13 protein-coding genes are annotated in these 15555 nt (G+C 59.8%); 9 read left to right on the forward strand and 4 right to left on the reverse strand.

Going from position 1 to position 15555, the window contains the following annotated elements; translation table 11 throughout:
- Nucleotides 1-188: 188 nt before the first annotated feature.
- Together Q8M42_RS09680 and Q8M42_RS09685 are read right to left on the reverse strand one after the other, a co-directional pair.
- Complete coding sequence (locus tag Q8M42_RS09680; RefSeq protein ID WP_304863585.1) at nt 189-1451, reverse strand: inorganic phosphate transporter; 1263 nt, start codon at nt 1449-1451, stop codon at nt 189-191.
- Nucleotides 1452-1490: 39 nt separating this feature from the next.
- Nucleotides 1491-2168 (reverse strand): TIGR00153 family protein, encoded by a 678-nt coding sequence (locus tag Q8M42_RS09685; RefSeq protein WP_304863583.1) that lies wholly within the window; start codon nt 2166-2168, stop codon nt 1491-1493.
- Between the two features lie 142 nt (nt 2169-2310).
- Between Q8M42_RS09685 and Q8M42_RS09690 the strand changes: the two genes are divergently transcribed.
- Complete coding sequence (locus tag Q8M42_RS09690) at nt 2311-2910, forward strand: serine acetyltransferase (RefSeq protein WP_304863581.1); 600 nt, start codon at nt 2311-2313, stop codon at nt 2908-2910.
- 26 nt (nt 2911-2936) lie between these two features.
- Nucleotides 2937-4301 (forward strand): inorganic triphosphatase, encoded by a 1365-nt coding sequence (locus tag Q8M42_RS09695; RefSeq protein WP_304863578.1) that lies wholly within the window; start codon nt 2937-2939, stop codon nt 4299-4301.
- A 135-nt stretch (nt 4302-4436) separates the two neighbouring features.
- On the opposite strand, the gene Q8M42_RS09700 is transcribed toward Q8M42_RS09695, so the two are convergent.
- Both Q8M42_RS09700 and Q8M42_RS09705 read right to left on the reverse strand, forming a co-directional pair.
- Nucleotides 4437-5495, reverse strand: coding sequence for an extracellular solute-binding protein (locus Q8M42_RS09700; protein ID WP_304863577.1), 1059 nt, complete (start codon nt 5493-5495; stop codon nt 4437-4439).
- Between the two features lie 149 nt (nt 5496-5644).
- On the reverse strand, nt 5645-7021 hold the full coding sequence (locus tag Q8M42_RS09705) for a glutamine synthetase family protein (protein ID WP_304863575.1): 1377 nt from the start codon (nt 7019-7021) through the stop codon (nt 5645-5647).
- Between the two features lie 276 nt (nt 7022-7297).
- Here Q8M42_RS09705 and Q8M42_RS09710 point away from each other — a divergent pair, with 276 nt between their 5' ends.
- The 7 genes from Q8M42_RS09710 (at nt 7298) to Q8M42_RS09740 (ending at nt 15515) form a co-directional block, all read left to right on the forward strand.
- Nucleotides 7298-8050 (forward strand): gamma-glutamyl-gamma-aminobutyrate hydrolase family protein, encoded by a 753-nt coding sequence (locus tag Q8M42_RS09710; protein WP_304863572.1) that lies wholly within the window; start codon nt 7298-7300, stop codon nt 8048-8050.
- 43 nt (nt 8051-8093) lie between these two features.
- Entirely contained in the window at nt 8094-9452 is a 1359-nt protein-coding gene (locus tag Q8M42_RS09715; RefSeq protein ID WP_304863571.1) for a glutamine synthetase family protein, read from the forward strand.
- Between the two features lie 94 nt (nt 9453-9546).
- The gene (locus Q8M42_RS09720; RefSeq protein WP_304863569.1) at nt 9547-10920 is read left to right on the forward strand and encodes an aspartate aminotransferase family protein; all 1374 of its coding nucleotides are present in this window, start codon (nt 9547-9549) and stop codon (nt 10918-10920) included.
- A gap of 157 nt (nt 10921-11077) precedes the next feature.
- Nucleotides 11078-12175 carry an extracellular solute-binding protein gene (locus tag Q8M42_RS09725; protein WP_304863567.1) on the forward strand — a complete coding sequence of 366 codons (1098 nt, stop codon included), beginning with the start codon at nt 11078-11080 and terminating at the stop codon, nt 12173-12175.
- Nucleotides 12176-12259: 84 nt separating this feature from the next.
- Entirely contained in the window at nt 12260-13351 is a 1092-nt protein-coding gene (locus Q8M42_RS09730) for a polyamine ABC transporter substrate-binding protein (protein ID WP_304863564.1), read from the forward strand.
- A gap of 113 nt (nt 13352-13464) precedes the next feature.
- Entirely contained in the window at nt 13465-14607 is a 1143-nt protein-coding gene (gene potA, locus Q8M42_RS09735) for a polyamine ABC transporter ATP-binding protein (protein ID WP_304863562.1), read from the forward strand.
- A 26-nt stretch (nt 14608-14633) separates the two neighbouring features.
- A complete protein-coding gene (locus tag Q8M42_RS09740) occupies nt 14634-15515 on the forward strand; it encodes an ABC transporter permease subunit (protein WP_304863745.1) in 882 nt (293 codons plus the stop codon).
- Nucleotides 15516-15555 lie beyond the last annotated feature (40 nt).

Genomic DNA, 15555 nt, shown 5'->3' on the forward strand with positions numbered 1-15555 from the left:
ATCATAGGGCCATCGCTGGCAGAGATAAAACCGCGGAGGACATTCTTAGAATCTGTTTACGATCTAGCGAGCTAGAGCCCTGCAAGGCAAAAACAGGCGAGGAAGCGGAGTGTACGAGTTGTACATGAGCATTCCGAGCCTGTTTTTAACGCCGCAGGGCCGACGCGTAGCAGATCGTAGAGAGGTTCTTAGAGGAAAATGCCGCGCAGGATATAGAAGAAGATAATCGACAGCGCTGCGCCCACCGGCAGGGTGATCAGCCAGGACATAAAGATCTTGCCGATCACGCCCAGGTTCAGCGCGCCGATACCACGCGCCAGGCCTACGCCGAGTACCGCGCCGACCAGGGTGTGGGTGGTGGATACCGGCAGGCCGATGGCCGAGGCGCCGACCACGGTGGTGGCGGTGGCCAGTTCGGCAGCGAAACCACGGCTTGGGGTCAGCTCGGTGATTTCCTTGCCGATGGTGGCGATCACTTTATAGCCGTAGGTGGCCAGACCAATAACGATGCCGATGGCGCCGAGCAGCAGCACCCAGGCCGGCAGCGCGGCTTTAGCCCCGACTGCTTCGCCGCCAGACTGGATCACCCCAACAATCGCCGCCAGTGGGCCGACCGCGTTGGCTACGTCGTTGGAGCCGTGGGCGAAGGCCATGGAGCAGGCGGTGAAGATCATCAGTACGGCGAAGACCTTCTCCACGCTGGCGTAGTGGAAGTCCTTGTCGGCCTCGACGTCGATCTTGATCCGGCTAAGCAGGGCGACGCCGAGCAGCATGACCAGGCCGCCAACGCCCAGCGAGAGGAGAAAGCCTTCGTTGCTGGAGAGGTTCAGGCCGATATGTTTGAGGCCCTTGGTCAGGGTCATGATGCTGACCATAAAACCGGTGGCGAACATATACAGCGGCACGAAGCGTTTGGCGTTGAGGAACGGATTGTCGGTGTCGATGATCAGCTTTTGCACGCTGACAAACAGGCCGAAGGCGACAATCCCGGAGAGTACCGGCGATACCACCCAACTGGCCACGATGGGGCCGACGCCGCCCCAGTTGACCGCGTCCATGGATACACCGACAGCGGCAAAACCTATCACCGCACCGACGATGGAGTGCGTGGTGGACACCGGCCAGCCGCGGGTTGAGGCGATCAGCAGCCAGGTGCCGGCTGCCAGCAGCGCCGACATCATGCCCAGGACCATCAGATCCGGGGTGATCATCGAGGCATCGACGATACCGCTCTTGATGGTTTCGGTGACCTGGCCACCGGCCAGATAGGCACCGGCGAACTCGAAGACCATGGCGATCAGGATCGCCTGTTTGATGGTCAGGGCCTTGGAGCCCACCGAAGTACCCATGGCGTTAGCCACGTCATTGGCGCCCACGCCCCAGGCCATGAAAAAGCCGAAGAGACAGGCAAGCAGCAGCAATACGAGGCCGTAGTCCGCAATCAGAGACATAAATAATTAATCCGTAGATTCCAGAAAGGACACTGGCGCTTAGCGCGCCAGCAGTTGTTCCAGTCGGTTGCCGACACGTTCGGCACGGTCGGCTACGTCGCCGATCCATTCGATGATCTTGTAGAGGAACATCACATCGACAGGGGGAAGGTCCTTTTCCAGTTTGAACAGCGCACGGCGGACTTCGATTTGCATCTTGTCGGTGTCGCGTTCGATTTGTTCCAGCTCCATGACCATGGATTCGACCAGCGCCGCTTCACGGCCACCAAAGCCGGTTTCCAGTAGTTCGTCGAGCTCGTTCATGGCTTTCAGCGCCTGGGCGCTGGCATCCACGGTACGTTGTACAAAGGCGCGCATCAGCGGCTGCAGCGCCTGCGGAATGGCCATTTCGCGGCCCAGCATGAGGCCGGCGATGTCCTTGGCGCGGTTGGCGACTTTGTCCTGTACACTCAGCAGCTCAAGCAGATCCGAGCGCGGTACGGGCAGGAACAGGCTCTTGGGCAGGTGCAGACGCACGCTTTTCTTGAGCTTGTCGGCCTCATGTTCGAGGCTAGCCATTTCCTGTTGTACCTGTTCCACCTTGGCCCAATCTTCCACCATCACGGCTTCGAAGAAGGGCACCAGATTGGCTGCGCACTCGTGGGCTTTGGCAAAGTGTTTTTGCATCGGCCCAATCGGTGAACGGCCAAACAGGCTGGCAAATGGATTGACTGGCATAGGGTGAACCCCGGCGTTAAGAAGGCGGCAAGTATACGGATCACTCGGGACGCCCGCCAGTTCGTGTCATCGGGTGGTAATAATTTGATGGTATTGGCCCCGGCCGGGGCTGTTGCATAGTAAAGGCATCAGAGGTCGCGGCATGACATTCGCCCAATTGAAACGCTACTGGCATATCGAGCTGCTCGGCGGCGCGCACAAACGCTTTTCCTGGCGGCGCTTGCTGGTCAAGTACCGTCAGCGTTCGCGTTATCGCTATCTATTCTGGTACCGCTTCGCGCAATTTCTTCACCAGTGCGACTCGAAGTTCTGGCGCAATCGCGCCCGCCGTCTGAGCGACCGTCTCAGCGAGCGCTTCGGCATCGAGATCCCGCTGGATACGCAAATAGGCGAAGGCCTGTTCATTCCCCATCCGGTCGGCATTGTGATTACCCGCAAGGCGGTGATCGGCAGGAATTTCAGCATCTTCCAGAACTGCACCATCGGCCAGAAGCATGACGAGGCCGGCTCGATCGTGATCGGCGATAACGTCAGCGTAGGGGCCAACGCCTGTATCATTGGCGATAATCTACGCATCGGCGACGACGTCACCATCGCCGCGGCCTCGTTCGTCAATAAAGACATCCCCGACCGGCACACCCATATCAGCCTCTACACGTCGAGACTGCTCGAGAACAAAACCGACTACTCGCCGATTAGTACGCCGCACTCGCGTAAGGCGCGCGACAGTTCGGCCAGCTGAATTCACGTATCCAGACCTAGAGTCCCATGAACAAAGAAACCGAAATCAAACTGCGGGTAAGCCGTGCAACTCTGGCCGCCCTGCGTGATCACCCGTTGCTGAAGAAGCGCAACAAGAGTGGTTGGGAGCAGCGCGAACTGTTCAATCAGTACTTCGACACCCCCGAGCGTGATCTGGCTGCCGCCAAGGTGGCCCTGCGCGTTCGCCGTGATGGCGAGCAGTTTATCCAGACCCTGAAAACCCGCGGGCAGAGCGTGGCCGGTTTGTCCGAGCGCAATGAGTGGGACTGGAACCTGGCCAAGGTCAAGCTGGACCTGAAAAAACTCGATGACAGCTGCTGGCCGGCGGCCCTGGCCGAACTGGACAAGAAGCAGCTGGTGCCGATCTTCACCACCGACTTTATCCGTGAGAAGGCGGAAATCGCCTGGGGTCGTGGCAAGGCCCGCGTGGTGATCGAAGCTGCGCTGGACCTGGGCAAGGTGATTGCCGGCGAAGGCGAAGAGGAAATCTGTGAGCTGGAACTGGAGCTGCGTCAGGGCGAGCCTGAGGCGCTGCTGGAGTTGGCTGCCGAGCTGGCGGCTGACCTGGCGCTGATGCCTTGCGATATCAGCAAGGCCGAACGCGGTTATCGCCTGTTCGATGCCAGCAGCTACAGCCTGAGCCTGCCGGCGCCGAGCCTGAGCGCGGAGACCAGTCTGGATGACAGCGTTGCCGCACTGGGCTGGCACCTGCTGGGCAGCAGCCAGCGTCTGGCCGAGCAGTACCGCTTCAATGGGCATTGGCGCTTGCTGGTCGAGTGGTTGGAGCAGCTGATCGGTCTGCGCGCGCTGCTCAGTAGCCTGGGTCAGGCCGCGCCGCGTGCCAGCAGCCATGCCCTGCGCGAATTGTTGGATGCCTTGCTGCTGGAATGGCGTCCGCGCCTGCTGGCCGGTCAGGACGATGACAGTCTGCGCAAGAACGCTCCGGCGCTGTTCGCCGCTGAGCTGCAAGGCAATCGCTGGGGGCTGTTCTCGCTGAACTTGTCACGCTGGTTGCTGGCGCGCAGCTGGACGGTGGCGCGCAACAACCGTGGCAATCGCCAGGGCGCTGCGCCGCTGGGCAACTGGCTGCCGACCCTGATTGCCGAGGAAGGTACCACCCTGCAGCTGCGCCGTTATCAGCAGCAGCCGGAAGATCTGGCCGAACAGCTGCCGCGCATCGAGCGCCTGCTGGTCTGGCTGCATCTGGCCCGCGAGGTGTTGGACGTGGCGGAAGTCGACCGTCTGTACGGTGAGCTGAACAAGCTGGCGGAACTGGCCAATCAGCCCATCGACCCTGAAGTACTGGCTGCGCGCAAGGCGCAGCTGCTGACCATCGGTTCGTTAAAGGCCTGGCGTCAGCTGGTCAAGTAACTGCCCTGCCTTCTGTGGGAGGCGCTTTAGCGGCGAGCTGTTTTGTTCTGTCGCGGCTACGACTGCATGGATGCAGGAGGTAGTGCGAAGCAGGATGCCCGAGCCGAAAGCCCCTCCCACATATCTGTTTTTCATTCAACTGCCATCACGAAAGCGTGTCCATACGGCATCGCGGGTCGCGCTGTGTTTTTCCGGCAGGGTTTCCAGCGGGTGCAGGCGGCGTTTGGTGTCGCGGTCCGGGTAGAGATCCGGCTGATTGCGCAGGGTCTCGTCGAGAAACTCGCGGGAATCGGCGTTGCCGCTGGGGTACAGGGTTTCGGCGGTGATCAGTGCGGCAACCTTGGGTTGCATCAGGTAATCGATAAAGCGGTGCGCCAGGTCGACGCGCTTGGCGCTGCTGGGAATCACCAGGTTGTCGATAAACAGGATCGAACCCTCATCCGGCACTAGAAAGCGCACGGGCTGACCGGCATCCGCTGCGGCCAGTGCATCACCGACCCAGGCCATGGCCACGCACAGCTTGCCCTGGTTGAGGTCGTCGATATAACGCTCGCTGTCGACGTAGCGCAGGTTCGGCCGCAAGTCATCCAGCACCTGGCTGGAGCGCTCGATGCGGCTCGGTGCGCTGCGCGCCAGGCTCCGGCCCTGGTAGTTGAGCAGCAGGGTCAGGGTCTCGTCAGGAGCGTCCAGCACGCTGATGCCGCAAGTGGCCAGGCGCGAACTCTGCTCGGCATCGAACAGTAGGCTCCAGCTATTGGGCAGCGGCCCGCCAAAGGCTGCTTCGGCCTGTGGTGTGTTGATCGCCAGGCCGACTGCGCCCCACAGGTAGGGCAGTGCATGGCGGTTGGCCGGGTCGAGGGCGACCAGGGTGCTGAGCAGCTGCTTGTCGAGGTGCTTGCGGTTGGGCAGCAGGTTGAAATCCAGCGGCTGCAGGGTACCGCTTTTGATCATCGCCGGTAGGGCGTCATGTGACGGCACGGCCACGTCGATGGCTTCGCCGCTGGCCAGTAGCGCTGCCAGTTCATCGGCGGTGCTGTAGGTGTGGTAGTCGACGCGGATGCCGGTTTCAACCTCGAAATCCTTGAGCACCTGTGGGGCGATATAGTCGTTCCAGTTGTAGACGCGAATCACCTCTTCGGCGCTGGCCAGCAGCGGCGTCAGGGCAAGCAGCAGTGAGGCAAACAGGCGAGGCATGGAGATCTCCTGAATAGGGTGATGGCGCGTCAGCAGGAATGCGCGGCGCAGGTTGCCCGTCATCGCGCCGAGGCGTGAATAAAGGGCAGGTGCTGTGCAGCGTGTGGAATAGAAAACGCCGGCTCAAAGGCCGGCGTTTGGGTGTTGCATCAAACCGTGTGCAAGTACCAGTTGTATTCGAGGTCGGAGATCGAGTTTTCAAACTCGGCCAGCTCGCTTTCCTTGCAGGCGACAAAGATATCGATGTATTTCGGGTCGATATAACGCGCCAGCACTTCACTGTCGTCCAGCTCGCGCAGGGCATCGCGCAGGTTGTTCGGCAGGCTTTGTTCGTTCTGCTCGTAGGAGTTGCCTTCTACCGGTGCGTTTGGCTCGATCTTGTTGGTCAGGCCATGGTGTATGCCTGCCAGCACGGCTGACATCAGCAGGTAAGGGTTGGCGTCGGCGCCGGCCACGCGGTGCTCGATGCGCACGGCGTCGGCCGTGTCATTGGGTACGCGCAGCGCTACGGTGCGGTTATCGATGCCCCAGCACGGCGAGTTCGGCACATAGTACTGTGCGCCGAAACGACGGTAGGAGTTGACGTTCGGGCAGAGGAAGGCCATCGAGGCTGGCATGGTTTCCAGCACGCCGCCAATGGCGTGGCGCAGGGCGTCGTTCTGTACCGGGTCGTCGCAGGCAAAGATGTTGTTGCCCTGCTTGTCGAGAATCGAGATATGCACGTGCAGCCCGTTACCCGCCTGATTGGGGTAGGGCTTGGCCATGAAGGTGGTGTCCATCTCATGGTCGTAGGCGATGTTCTTGATCAGGCGCTTGAGCAGCAGCGCGTGGTCGCAGGCCTTGATCGGGTCGGCGACGTGGTGCAGGTTGACCTCGAACTGCGCCGGGGCGCTTTCCTTGACGATGGCGTCAGCAGGGATGCCCTGCTCCTTGGCGCCTTCGAGGATGTCCTGCAGGCATTCGGCATATTCGTCGAGGTCATCGATCAGGTACACCTGGGTCGACTGCGGGCGCTTGCCCGACAGTGGCGACAGCGGCGGCTGTGGGCGACCGTTCACGTTGGCCTGGTCGATCAGGTAGAACTCGATTTCAAAGGCTGCGCAAATGGTAAGGCCCAGTTCGTCGAACTTCGCAACCACCTGGCGCAACACTTCCCGTGGGTCGGCAAAGAACGGCTCGCCTTCCATTTCATGCATGGTCATCAGCAGTTGCGCGGTTGGGCGCTTCTGCCATGGCTCATTGCACAGGGTGTTGGGGATGGGAAAGCAGACACGGTCGGCGTCGCCGATATCCAGACCCAGGCCGGTGCTTTCCACCGTCGAGCCGTTGATGTCCAGGGCGAATAGAGAAGCCGGGAGATTAATGCCGCGTTCGTAAACCTTATGCAGGCTCGCACGCTCGATACGCTTGCCGCGCACCACACCATTCATATCTGCGATCAGAAGGTCGACGAACAGGACCTCAGGATGTTTCTTAAGGAACGCGTTCGCTTCATTAAGCTGAACGGCACGCGGGGGTACCGACATGATGCAACACCTTTTTTGTTAAAAATATCAATCATGCAACTGCACGGGTGTGAGTCAATCTTAAACACCAGATGCTGTCAAGAGAGGCGCATTTTGCCCCAAAAGGGGGCTTGATGGCCAGTTTTAGGGCATTACAGGGCACTGCAGCCCTGCTGGAAGCCTTGTCTGCCGGGGTGCTCAGTCGGGTGTGTTCAATTTTTTACATGACTATTGTGAAAAAAAATGAACAAGGCTAAGCTCGGTCGAAACCCATAACAGCAATAAAACGGGTGTCTCATGTCGCGCCAGCCGATTATCGGCGTTAGTGCCTGCACCAAGCAGATCGGGCACAACATCTACCACACCGCAGGCGATAAATACTTGCAGGCCATCGTTCAGGTGGTTGGCGGTATGCCCGTGATCATTCCCGCGCTGGGTGAGCAGCTTGATCAGGCTTACCTGTTGCAGCACCTCGATGGCCTGGTGTTTACCGGCTCGCCATCCAACGTTGAACCGCACCACTATGCGGGTGACGCCAGCGAACCCGGCACCGCCCATGACCCGGCGCGTGACAGTACAACCCTTCCCTTGATTAAAGCAGCAATTGCCGCCGGTATCCCGGTGCTCGGCATTTGTCGCGGCTTTCAGGAGATGAACGTGGCCTTCGGTGGTGCGTTGCACCAGCGTGTGCACGAGGTTGATGGGCTGATGGATCACCGCGAACCCGGTGATCTGCCTGCAGAACAGCAATATGGCCTGCGTCACGCGCTGCATGTGCAGCCGGGCGGGCTGCTCGCCGGCATCGGCTTGCCGGGCGAGATTCAAGTCAATTCCATTCATGGCCAGGGCGTTCAGCGTCTGGCGCCGGGCCTTCACGTAGAAGCACTGGCGCCTGACGGGTTGATCGAAGCCTTCTCCGTCGAAGGTGCCAAAAGCTTCGCCTTGGGGGTGCAATGGCACCCTGAATGGCAGGTACGATCCAACCCGAATTATCTCGCCATCTTCCAGGCCTTTGGTGAGGCTTGCAGGAAGACGGCGGGGCAACGCTGAGCTGACTATATATAGGTCGGCTCTAACCAACCCTGAGGTCTCTATGAGCACCAAATTAGACCAGCTTTCGAGCTGGCTGAAAGAACGCAAAATCACCGAAGTTGAATGCCTGATCAGCGATCTTACCGGCATTGCCCGTGGCAAGATTTCGCCGACCAACAAGTTCCTCGACGAGAAGGGCATGCGCCTCCCCGAGAGTGTGCTGCTGCAAACCGTGACCGGCGACTACGTCGAGGACGACATCTATTACGACCTGCTCGACGAGGCGGACATCGACATGTTCTGCCGCCCGGACGAGAACGCCGTGTTCCTCGTGCCTTGGGCCATCGAGCCGACTGCGATGGTGATTCACGACACCTTCGACAAGCAGGGCAACCCGATCGAGCTGTCGCCGCGCAACATCCTCAAGAATGTGCTCAAGCTCTACGCTGACAAGGGCTGGAAACCAATCGTCGCGCCGGAAATGGAGTTCTACCTGACCAAACGCAACAGCGACCCGGACTTCCCCCTGGTCGCGCCGATGGGCCGTTCCGGGCGTCCGGAAGTGGGCCGTCAGTCGTTCTCCATCGATGCTGCCAACGAATTCGATCCGCTGTTTGAAGACGTCTACGACTGGTGCGAAATCCAGGGCCTGGACCTCGATACGCTGATCCACGAAGACGGCCCGGCGCAGATGGAAATCAATTTCCGGCATGGCGAGGCCCTGCACCTGGCCGACCAGATCACCGTGTTCAAGCGCACCATGCGTGAAGCGGCGCTCAAGCACGACGTGGCCGCCACCTTTATGGCCAAGCCGATCACCGATCAGCCGGGCAGCGCGATGCACATTCACCAGAGCGTGGTGGACATCAAGACCGGACAGAACCTGTTCTCCAATGCCGACGGCAGCATGAGCGAACTCTTCATGCACCATATCGGTGGCCTGCAGAAGTACATCCCTGAGCTGCTGCCGCTGTTCGCACCGAACGTCAACTCGTTCCGCCGCTTCCTGCCGGACACCTCGGCGCCGGTAAACGTCGAGTGGGGCGAAGAAAACCGCACCGTGGGCCTGCGTGTACCGGAAGCCACGCCGCAGAACCGCCGCGTGGAAAACCGCCTGGCCGGTGCCGACGCCAACCCGTATCTGGTGCTCGCCGCCTCCCTGTTGTGCGGCTATATGGGCATGGTCGACGGCTTGCAGCCGAGCGTCCCGGTCAAGGGCCGTGGTTATGAGCGGCGCAACCTGCGCCTGCCGATCACCATCGAGCACGCGCTGGAGCGCATGGAAGCCTGTAAGGATGCGGAGAAGTACCTGGGTGACAAGTTTATGCGTGGCTATGTCGCGGTAAAACGCGCCGAGCACGAGAACTACAAGCGGGTCATCAGTTCCTGGGAGCGTGAGTTCCTGCTTTTGTCGGTGTAACAGTCCGGTGGCTGGTGCGGGTATTCCTGCGCCAGCCGCTAAGAATTTTTATCGGGCTGCTGTAACCCGCAGCCTGTGTAAACAAGGTGTTGTTATGAACAGTCAAGTGACCAACCCGAAAACCCGCGAGTGGCAGGCCATGAGCCGCGATCACCATCTCGCGCCGTTCAGCGATTTCAAACAGCTGGCGGAAAATGGGCCGCGCATCATCACCAAGGCCGACGGCGTGTACCTGTGGGACAGCGAGGGCAACAAGATCCTCGATGCCATGGCCGGGCTCTGGTGTGTGGCGATTGGTTATGGTCGCAAGGAACTGGCAGACGCCGCCGCGAAACAGATGCAGGAGCTGCCCTACTACAACATGTTCTTCCAGACCGCCACGCCGCCCGCGCTGGAACTGGCCAAGGCGATTTCCGAGCTGGCCCCGGCGGGCATGAACCATGTGTTCTTCACCGGTTCGGGTTCGGAAGGTAACGACACCATGCTGCGCATGGTGCGCCATTACTGGGCGATCAAGGGCCAGCCGAACAAGAAGGTGATCATCAGCCGGGTTAACGGCTACCACGGCTCCACCGTGGCCGGTGCCAGCCTGGGCGGCATGAAGTACATGCACGAGCAGGGCGACCTGCCGATTCCGGGCATTGTGCATATCCCGCAGCCTTACTGGTTCGGTGAGGGCGGCGACATGAGCCCCGAAGCGTTCGGTATCTGGGCCGCCGACCAGCTGGAGCAGAAGATCCTCGAAGTCGGCGAAGAGAATGTCGCCGCCTTTATTGCCGAGCCGATCCAGGGGGCGGGCGGGGTGATCATCCCACCGGACAGCTACTGGCCGCGCATCCGCGAAATCCTCGCCAAGTACGACATTCTGTTTGTTGCCGATGAAGTGATCTGCGGTTTCGGCCGTACCGGCGAATGGTTCGGCAGCGACTATTTCGGTAATACGCCGCACATGATGACCATCGCCAAGGGCCTGACCAGCGGCTACATCCCCATGGGCGGGCTGATCGTGCGCGACGATATTGTCGAGGTGCTCAACCAGGGTGGCGACTTCAACCACGGCTTTACCTATTCCGGGCACCCGGTGGCCGCTGCGGTGGCCCTGGAAAACCTGCGCATCCTGCGTGAAGAGAAGATTGTTGAGCGAGTCAAGGCAGAAACGGCACCGTATTTGCAAAAGCGTCTACGTGAGCTGGCCGACCACCCGCTGGTCGGTGAAGTGCGCGGCGTTGGCATGCTGGGCGCCATTGAGCTGGTGCAGGACAAAGCCAGCCGTACGCGTTTCGCCGCCGATGTCAGCGTTGGCATGGTATGCCGCAAGCACTGCTTTACTAACGGTCTGATCATGCGCGCGGTGGGCGACACCATGATCATTTCGCCGCCGCTGGTAATCAGCTTTGCTGAGATCGACGAACTGCTGGAAAAGGCCCGTAAATGCCTCGACCTGACCGCTGCGGAGGTGCTGGTTTAAGGTTTAATAATCTTTGGTTTCAGATGCTTACGTCTGAAAGTTGTCAACCGGGGGTGACCTTGCCAGACTGCGCCAGTGCGTAGGTCAGGCTCGCCGGAAGGTGCTGCAGATGGCTGCGCATCTTCCGGAAACGACTACAACAACAGGAGCTGTACGCATGAACACATTCGGCAAAACCCTTCTCGCGTTGTCCCTTGCTGGGGCTGTGGTAAGTGCCGCGCACGCGGATAACAAGGTCCTGCACGTTTACAACTGGTCCGACTACATCGCAGAAGACACCCTCGACAACTTCCAGAAGGAAACCGGCATCAAGGTCGTCTACGACGTCTTTGACAGCAACGAAACCCTGGAAGCCAAACTGCTGGCCGGCAGCTCCGGTTATGACATCGTGGTGCCGTCCAACCCGTTCCTGGCCAAGCAGATCAAGGCCGGTGTGTTCCAGAAGCTGGATAAGTCCAAGCTGTCGAACTGGGAAAACCTCGACAAGGGCCTGCTCAAGGCACTCGACCCGAGCGACCCAGGCAATCTGTATTCGATCCCTTACATGTGGGGCACCATCGGCATCGGTTACAACGTCGACAAGGTCAAGGCGGCACTGGGCGAAGACGCTCCGGTCAATTCCTGGGACCTGGTGTTCAAACCGGAAAACATTGCCAAGCTGAAAGACTGCGGCGTGTCCTTCCTTGATTCGCCGACCGAAATCATCCCGGCGGCGCTCAACTACCTGGGCTTCAAACCGGACAGCACCGATGCTGGCGAGCTGAAGAAAGCCGAAGAGCTGTTCCTCTCGATCCGCTCCTCGACGTCCTACTTCCACAGCTCCAAGTACATCGGCGACCTGGCCAACGGCAATATCTGTGTGGCCATCGGCTACTCGGGTGACCTGTACCAGTCCAAGTCCCGTGCTGAAGAAGCCAAGAACGGCGTGAACATCTCCTACAGCATCCCCAAAGAAGGTGCTGGCAGTTTCTTCGACATGATGGCCATTCCGGCTGACGCGAAAAACGTCGAAGCCGCTCACGTGTTCCTCAACTACCTGCTCAAGCCAGAGGTCATGGCCAGCATCACCAACTTCGTGCAGTTCCCCAACGGTAACGCCGCGGCCACCCCGCTGGTTGACGAGGCGCTGCGCACCGATCCGGGCATCTACCCGGACGCGGCCACCATGGCCAAGATCTACACCTTCCCGGATCTGCCAGCGAACGCGCAGCGCGCAATGAACCGCAGCTGGACCAAGATCAAATCGGGTCGCTGATGCCATAACGGCAAAAGGCCATAGCCCTAACGGTGTGCGGCGGGTTGCTCCGCCGCATGCACCCACAACAATAAGGAAGCTCCTATGCGTCGTACCCCACTTCTGGCCGGCCTGTTGGCCGCCGCCGTCAGTATCAGCGCCGTTCAAGCCGCTGAGCCTGTGGTCAATGTCTATAACTGGTCTGACTATATCGGCGAAACCACCCTGGCCGATTTCCAGAAGGCTACTGGCATCAAAGCCATGTACGACGTGTTCGATTCCAACGAAACCCTGGAAGGCAAACTGCTGGCGGGCCGTTCCGGCTACGACATCGTGGTGCCGTCCAACCATTTCCTCGGCAAGCAGATCAAGGCGGGCGCGTTCCAGAAGCTCGACCGCAGCCTGCTGCCGAACTGGGAAAACCTTGACCCGGCGTTGCTTAAGCAGCTGGACGTCAATGACCCCGGTAACCTGTATTCGGTGCCGTACCTGTGGGGCACCAATGGCATTGGCTACAACGTGGCCAAGATCAAGGAAGTACTCGGGGTCGACGAGATCGACTCCTGGGCCACGCTCTTCGAGCCAGAGAACCTGAAGAAGCTCAACGCCTGCGGCGTCGCCTTTATGGATTCTCCCGATGAGATGTTTCCTGCCGTACTCAACTACCTGGGCCTCGATCCGCGCAGCACCAATCCAGAGGACTACAAGAAGGCCGAGGCCAAGCTGATGGCCGTGCGTCCTTACGTCACCTACTTCCATTCCTCGAAGTACATCGGCGACCTGGCCAACGGCGACATCTGTGTGGCGTTCGGCTATTCCGGCGACGTCTTCCAGGCGGCTGCGCGTGCCGAGGAAGCGGGCAAGGGCATCGAGATTGCCTACAGTATTCCCGAGGAAGGCGCCAACCTGTGGTTCGACCTGATGGCCATTCCGGCCGATGCGAAGAACGTCAAGCAAGCGCACGCCTTTATCAACTACCTGCTCGACCCAGCGGTGATCGCCAAGGTCAGCGACTACGTCGGCTACGCCAACCCCAACCTCAAGGCGGGCGAGCTGATGAACCAGGACGTGCGTAACGATCCGGCGATTTATCCATCGCAGGCCGTGTTGGACAAACTCTACATCTCTGCTGAGCTGCCACCAACGATCCAGCGCGGCATGACGCGCGCCTGGTCGAAGATCAAGTCAGGCCGTTAAGCGGAAGCTGAAACACAGCGTACGGCAGGCCTGGCCTGACCGTACGGCCCGCTGCGCCATGCGCGGCAGATTTTATTCGGGTCAGTGACCCAATTCTTGCGGGAGTTTTGGTAATGGCAGTTGCTTCCAGTGCCTATAAAAAGGTTCTCGAGGGTGATCAGCAACCGAAAGAGGTGCTGGTCAAGATCGAGCGTGTGACCAAGAAATTTGATGAAACCATCGCCGTTGATGACGTGTCGCTGACGATCAATAAGGGTGAAATCTTCGCCCTGCTCGGCGGCTCCGGCTCGGGTAAATCGACCCTGCTGCGCATGCTCGCCGGCTTCGAGCGTCCGACCGAAGGGCGCATTCTGCTCGACGGTGAAGACATTACCGACCTGCCGCCGTACGAGCGGCCGATCAACATGATGTTCCAGTCCTACGCGCTGTTCCCGCACATGAGCGTGGCGGACAACATCGCCTTCGGCCTCAAGCAGGACAAACTGTCGAAAGCCGAAATCGACGCCCGCGTCGAAGAGATGCTCAAGCTGGTGCACATGACCCAGTACGCCAAGCGCAAGCCGCATCAGCTTTCCGGCGGCCAGCGTCAGCGCGTGGCCCTGGCTCGTTCGCTGGCCAAGCGGCCGAAGCTGCTGCTGCTCGACGAACCCATGGGTGCTCTGGACAAGAAGCTGCGTTCGCAGATGCAGCTTGAGCTTGTCGAGATCATCGAGCGGGTCGGCGTGACCTGCGTGATGGTGACCCACGACCAGGAAGAGGCCATGACCATGGCCCAGCGCATCGCCATCATGCACCTGGGCTGGATCGCCCAGATCGGCAGCCCGGTGGACATCTACGAAACCCCAACCAGCCGTCTGGTCTGCGAATTTATCGGCAACGTCAACCTGTTCGACGGCCAGGTGGTCGAGGACATGGAAGGCCACGCGCTGATTGCCAGCCCCGATCTGGAACGCAATATCTACGTCGGCCACGGCGTCAGCACCTCGGTGCAGGACAAGAGCATCACCTACGCCATTCGCCCGGAAAAACTGCTGGTTACCACCGAGCAGCCAAGCTGCGAATACAACTGGTCGCGCGGTACCGTGCACGACATCGCCTACCTTGGCGGCCACTCGGTATTCCACGTGCTGCTGCCAAGCGGCAAGGTGGTGCAGTCCTTTGTTGCCAACGCCGAGCGGCGTGGTGCCCGACCTACCTGGGACGATGAAGTGTTCGTCTGGTGGGAGGACGATAGCGGGGTGGCATTGCGCTCATGAACATTATCCGAAGCATCAGCCGCCGTATGCCCAAGGGCCGGCACCTGGTTATCGGGGTGCCGTTCCTCTGGCTGTTCCTGTTCTTTATGTTGCCGTTCTTCATCGTGCTGAAGATCAGCTTCGCCGAAGCCGACGTGGCCATCCCGCCGTACACTGACGTGTACACCTGGGTGGAAAACAAATTCACCCTGGTGCTCAACCTGGGTAACTACATCTTCCTCAGTGAGGATGCGCTGTACCTGGCGGCCTATATGGGCTCGCTAAAGATGGCCACGATCAGCACCCTGCTCTGCCTGGTTATCGGCTTCCCGATGGCCTACGCCATTGCCCGTGCCGACAAGGACAAGCAGATGGTCCTGTTGCTGCTGATCATGATGCCGACCTGGACGGCGATCCTGATCCGTGTGTATGCCTGGATGGGCATCCTCAGTAACAACGGCCTGCTCAACGCCTTCCTGATGTGGCTGGGGCTAATCAACGAGCCGCTGCAGATCCTCAACACCAACCTGGCGGTGTACATCGGTATCGTCTATTCGTACCTGCCCTTTATGATCCTGCCGCTGTTCGCCAACCTGGTAAAACACGACCAGAGCCTGCTGGAAGCGGCCGCGGACTTGGGGTCGAGCACCTACAACAGCTTCTGGAAAATCACCGTGCCGCTGGCCAAGAACGGCATCATTGCCGGTTGCATGCTGGTGTTTATCCCGGTGGTCGGTGAGTTCGTGATTCCGGAACTGCTCGGCGGCCCGGAGACCCTGATGATCGGCAAGGTGCTGTGGCAGGAGTTCTTCAACAACCGCGACTGGCCGGTTGCCTCTGCTCTGGCTGTGGTGATGCTGGCGATCCTGATCGTGCCCATCATTCTGTTTAACCGCAACCAAGCTAAAGAAATGGAGGGTCGGCCATGAAGCAGTTCCCTGGCATAGCCTCCATCATTCTGTTTAACCG

Origin of the sequence: Pseudomonas sp. (genome assembly GCF_030684895.1) — a bacterium.
Taxonomy (GTDB): Bacteria; Pseudomonadota; Gammaproteobacteria; order Pseudomonadales; family Pseudomonadaceae; genus Aquipseudomonas.

Bases quoted from the DNA above. Each gene is read 5' to 3' on its own strand.
- Q8M42_RS09730 (WP_304863564.1), top strand. From the start codon at position 12,260: ATGCGTCGTACCCCACTTCTGGCCGGCCTGTTGGCCGCCGCCGTCAGT.
- Q8M42_RS09705 (WP_304863575.1), bottom strand. From the start codon at position 7,021: ATGTCGGTACCCCCGCGTGCCGTTCAGCTTAATGAAGCGAACGCGTTC.
- Q8M42_RS09740 (WP_304863745.1), top strand. From the start codon at position 14,634: ATGCCCAAGGGCCGGCACCTGGTTATCGGGGTGCCGTTCCTCTGGCTG.
- Q8M42_RS09710 (WP_304863572.1), top strand. From the start codon at position 7,298: ATGTCGCGCCAGCCGATTATCGGCGTTAGTGCCTGCACCAAGCAGATC.
- Q8M42_RS09680 (WP_304863585.1), bottom strand. From the start codon at position 1,451: ATGTCTCTGATTGCGGACTACGGCCTCGTATTGCTGCTGCTTGCCTGT.
- Q8M42_RS09720 (WP_304863569.1), top strand. From the start codon at position 9,547: ATGAACAGTCAAGTGACCAACCCGAAAACCCGCGAGTGGCAGGCCATG.
- Q8M42_RS09715 (WP_304863571.1), top strand. From the start codon at position 8,094: ATGAGCACCAAATTAGACCAGCTTTCGAGCTGGCTGAAAGAACGCAAA.
- potA (WP_304863562.1), top strand. From the start codon at position 13,465: ATGGCAGTTGCTTCCAGTGCCTATAAAAAGGTTCTCGAGGGTGATCAG.
- Q8M42_RS09685 (WP_304863583.1), bottom strand. From the start codon at position 2,168: ATGCCAGTCAATCCATTTGCCAGCCTGTTTGGCCGTTCACCGATTGGG.
- Q8M42_RS09700 (WP_304863577.1), bottom strand. From the start codon at position 5,495: ATGCCTCGCCTGTTTGCCTCACTGCTGCTTGCCCTGACGCCGCTGCTG.
- Q8M42_RS09690 (WP_304863581.1), top strand. From the start codon at position 2,311: ATGACATTCGCCCAATTGAAACGCTACTGGCATATCGAGCTGCTCGGC.
- Q8M42_RS09695 (WP_304863578.1), top strand. From the start codon at position 2,937: ATGAACAAAGAAACCGAAATCAAACTGCGGGTAAGCCGTGCAACTCTG.
- Q8M42_RS09725 (WP_304863567.1), top strand. From the start codon at position 11,078: ATGAACACATTCGGCAAAACCCTTCTCGCGTTGTCCCTTGCTGGGGCT.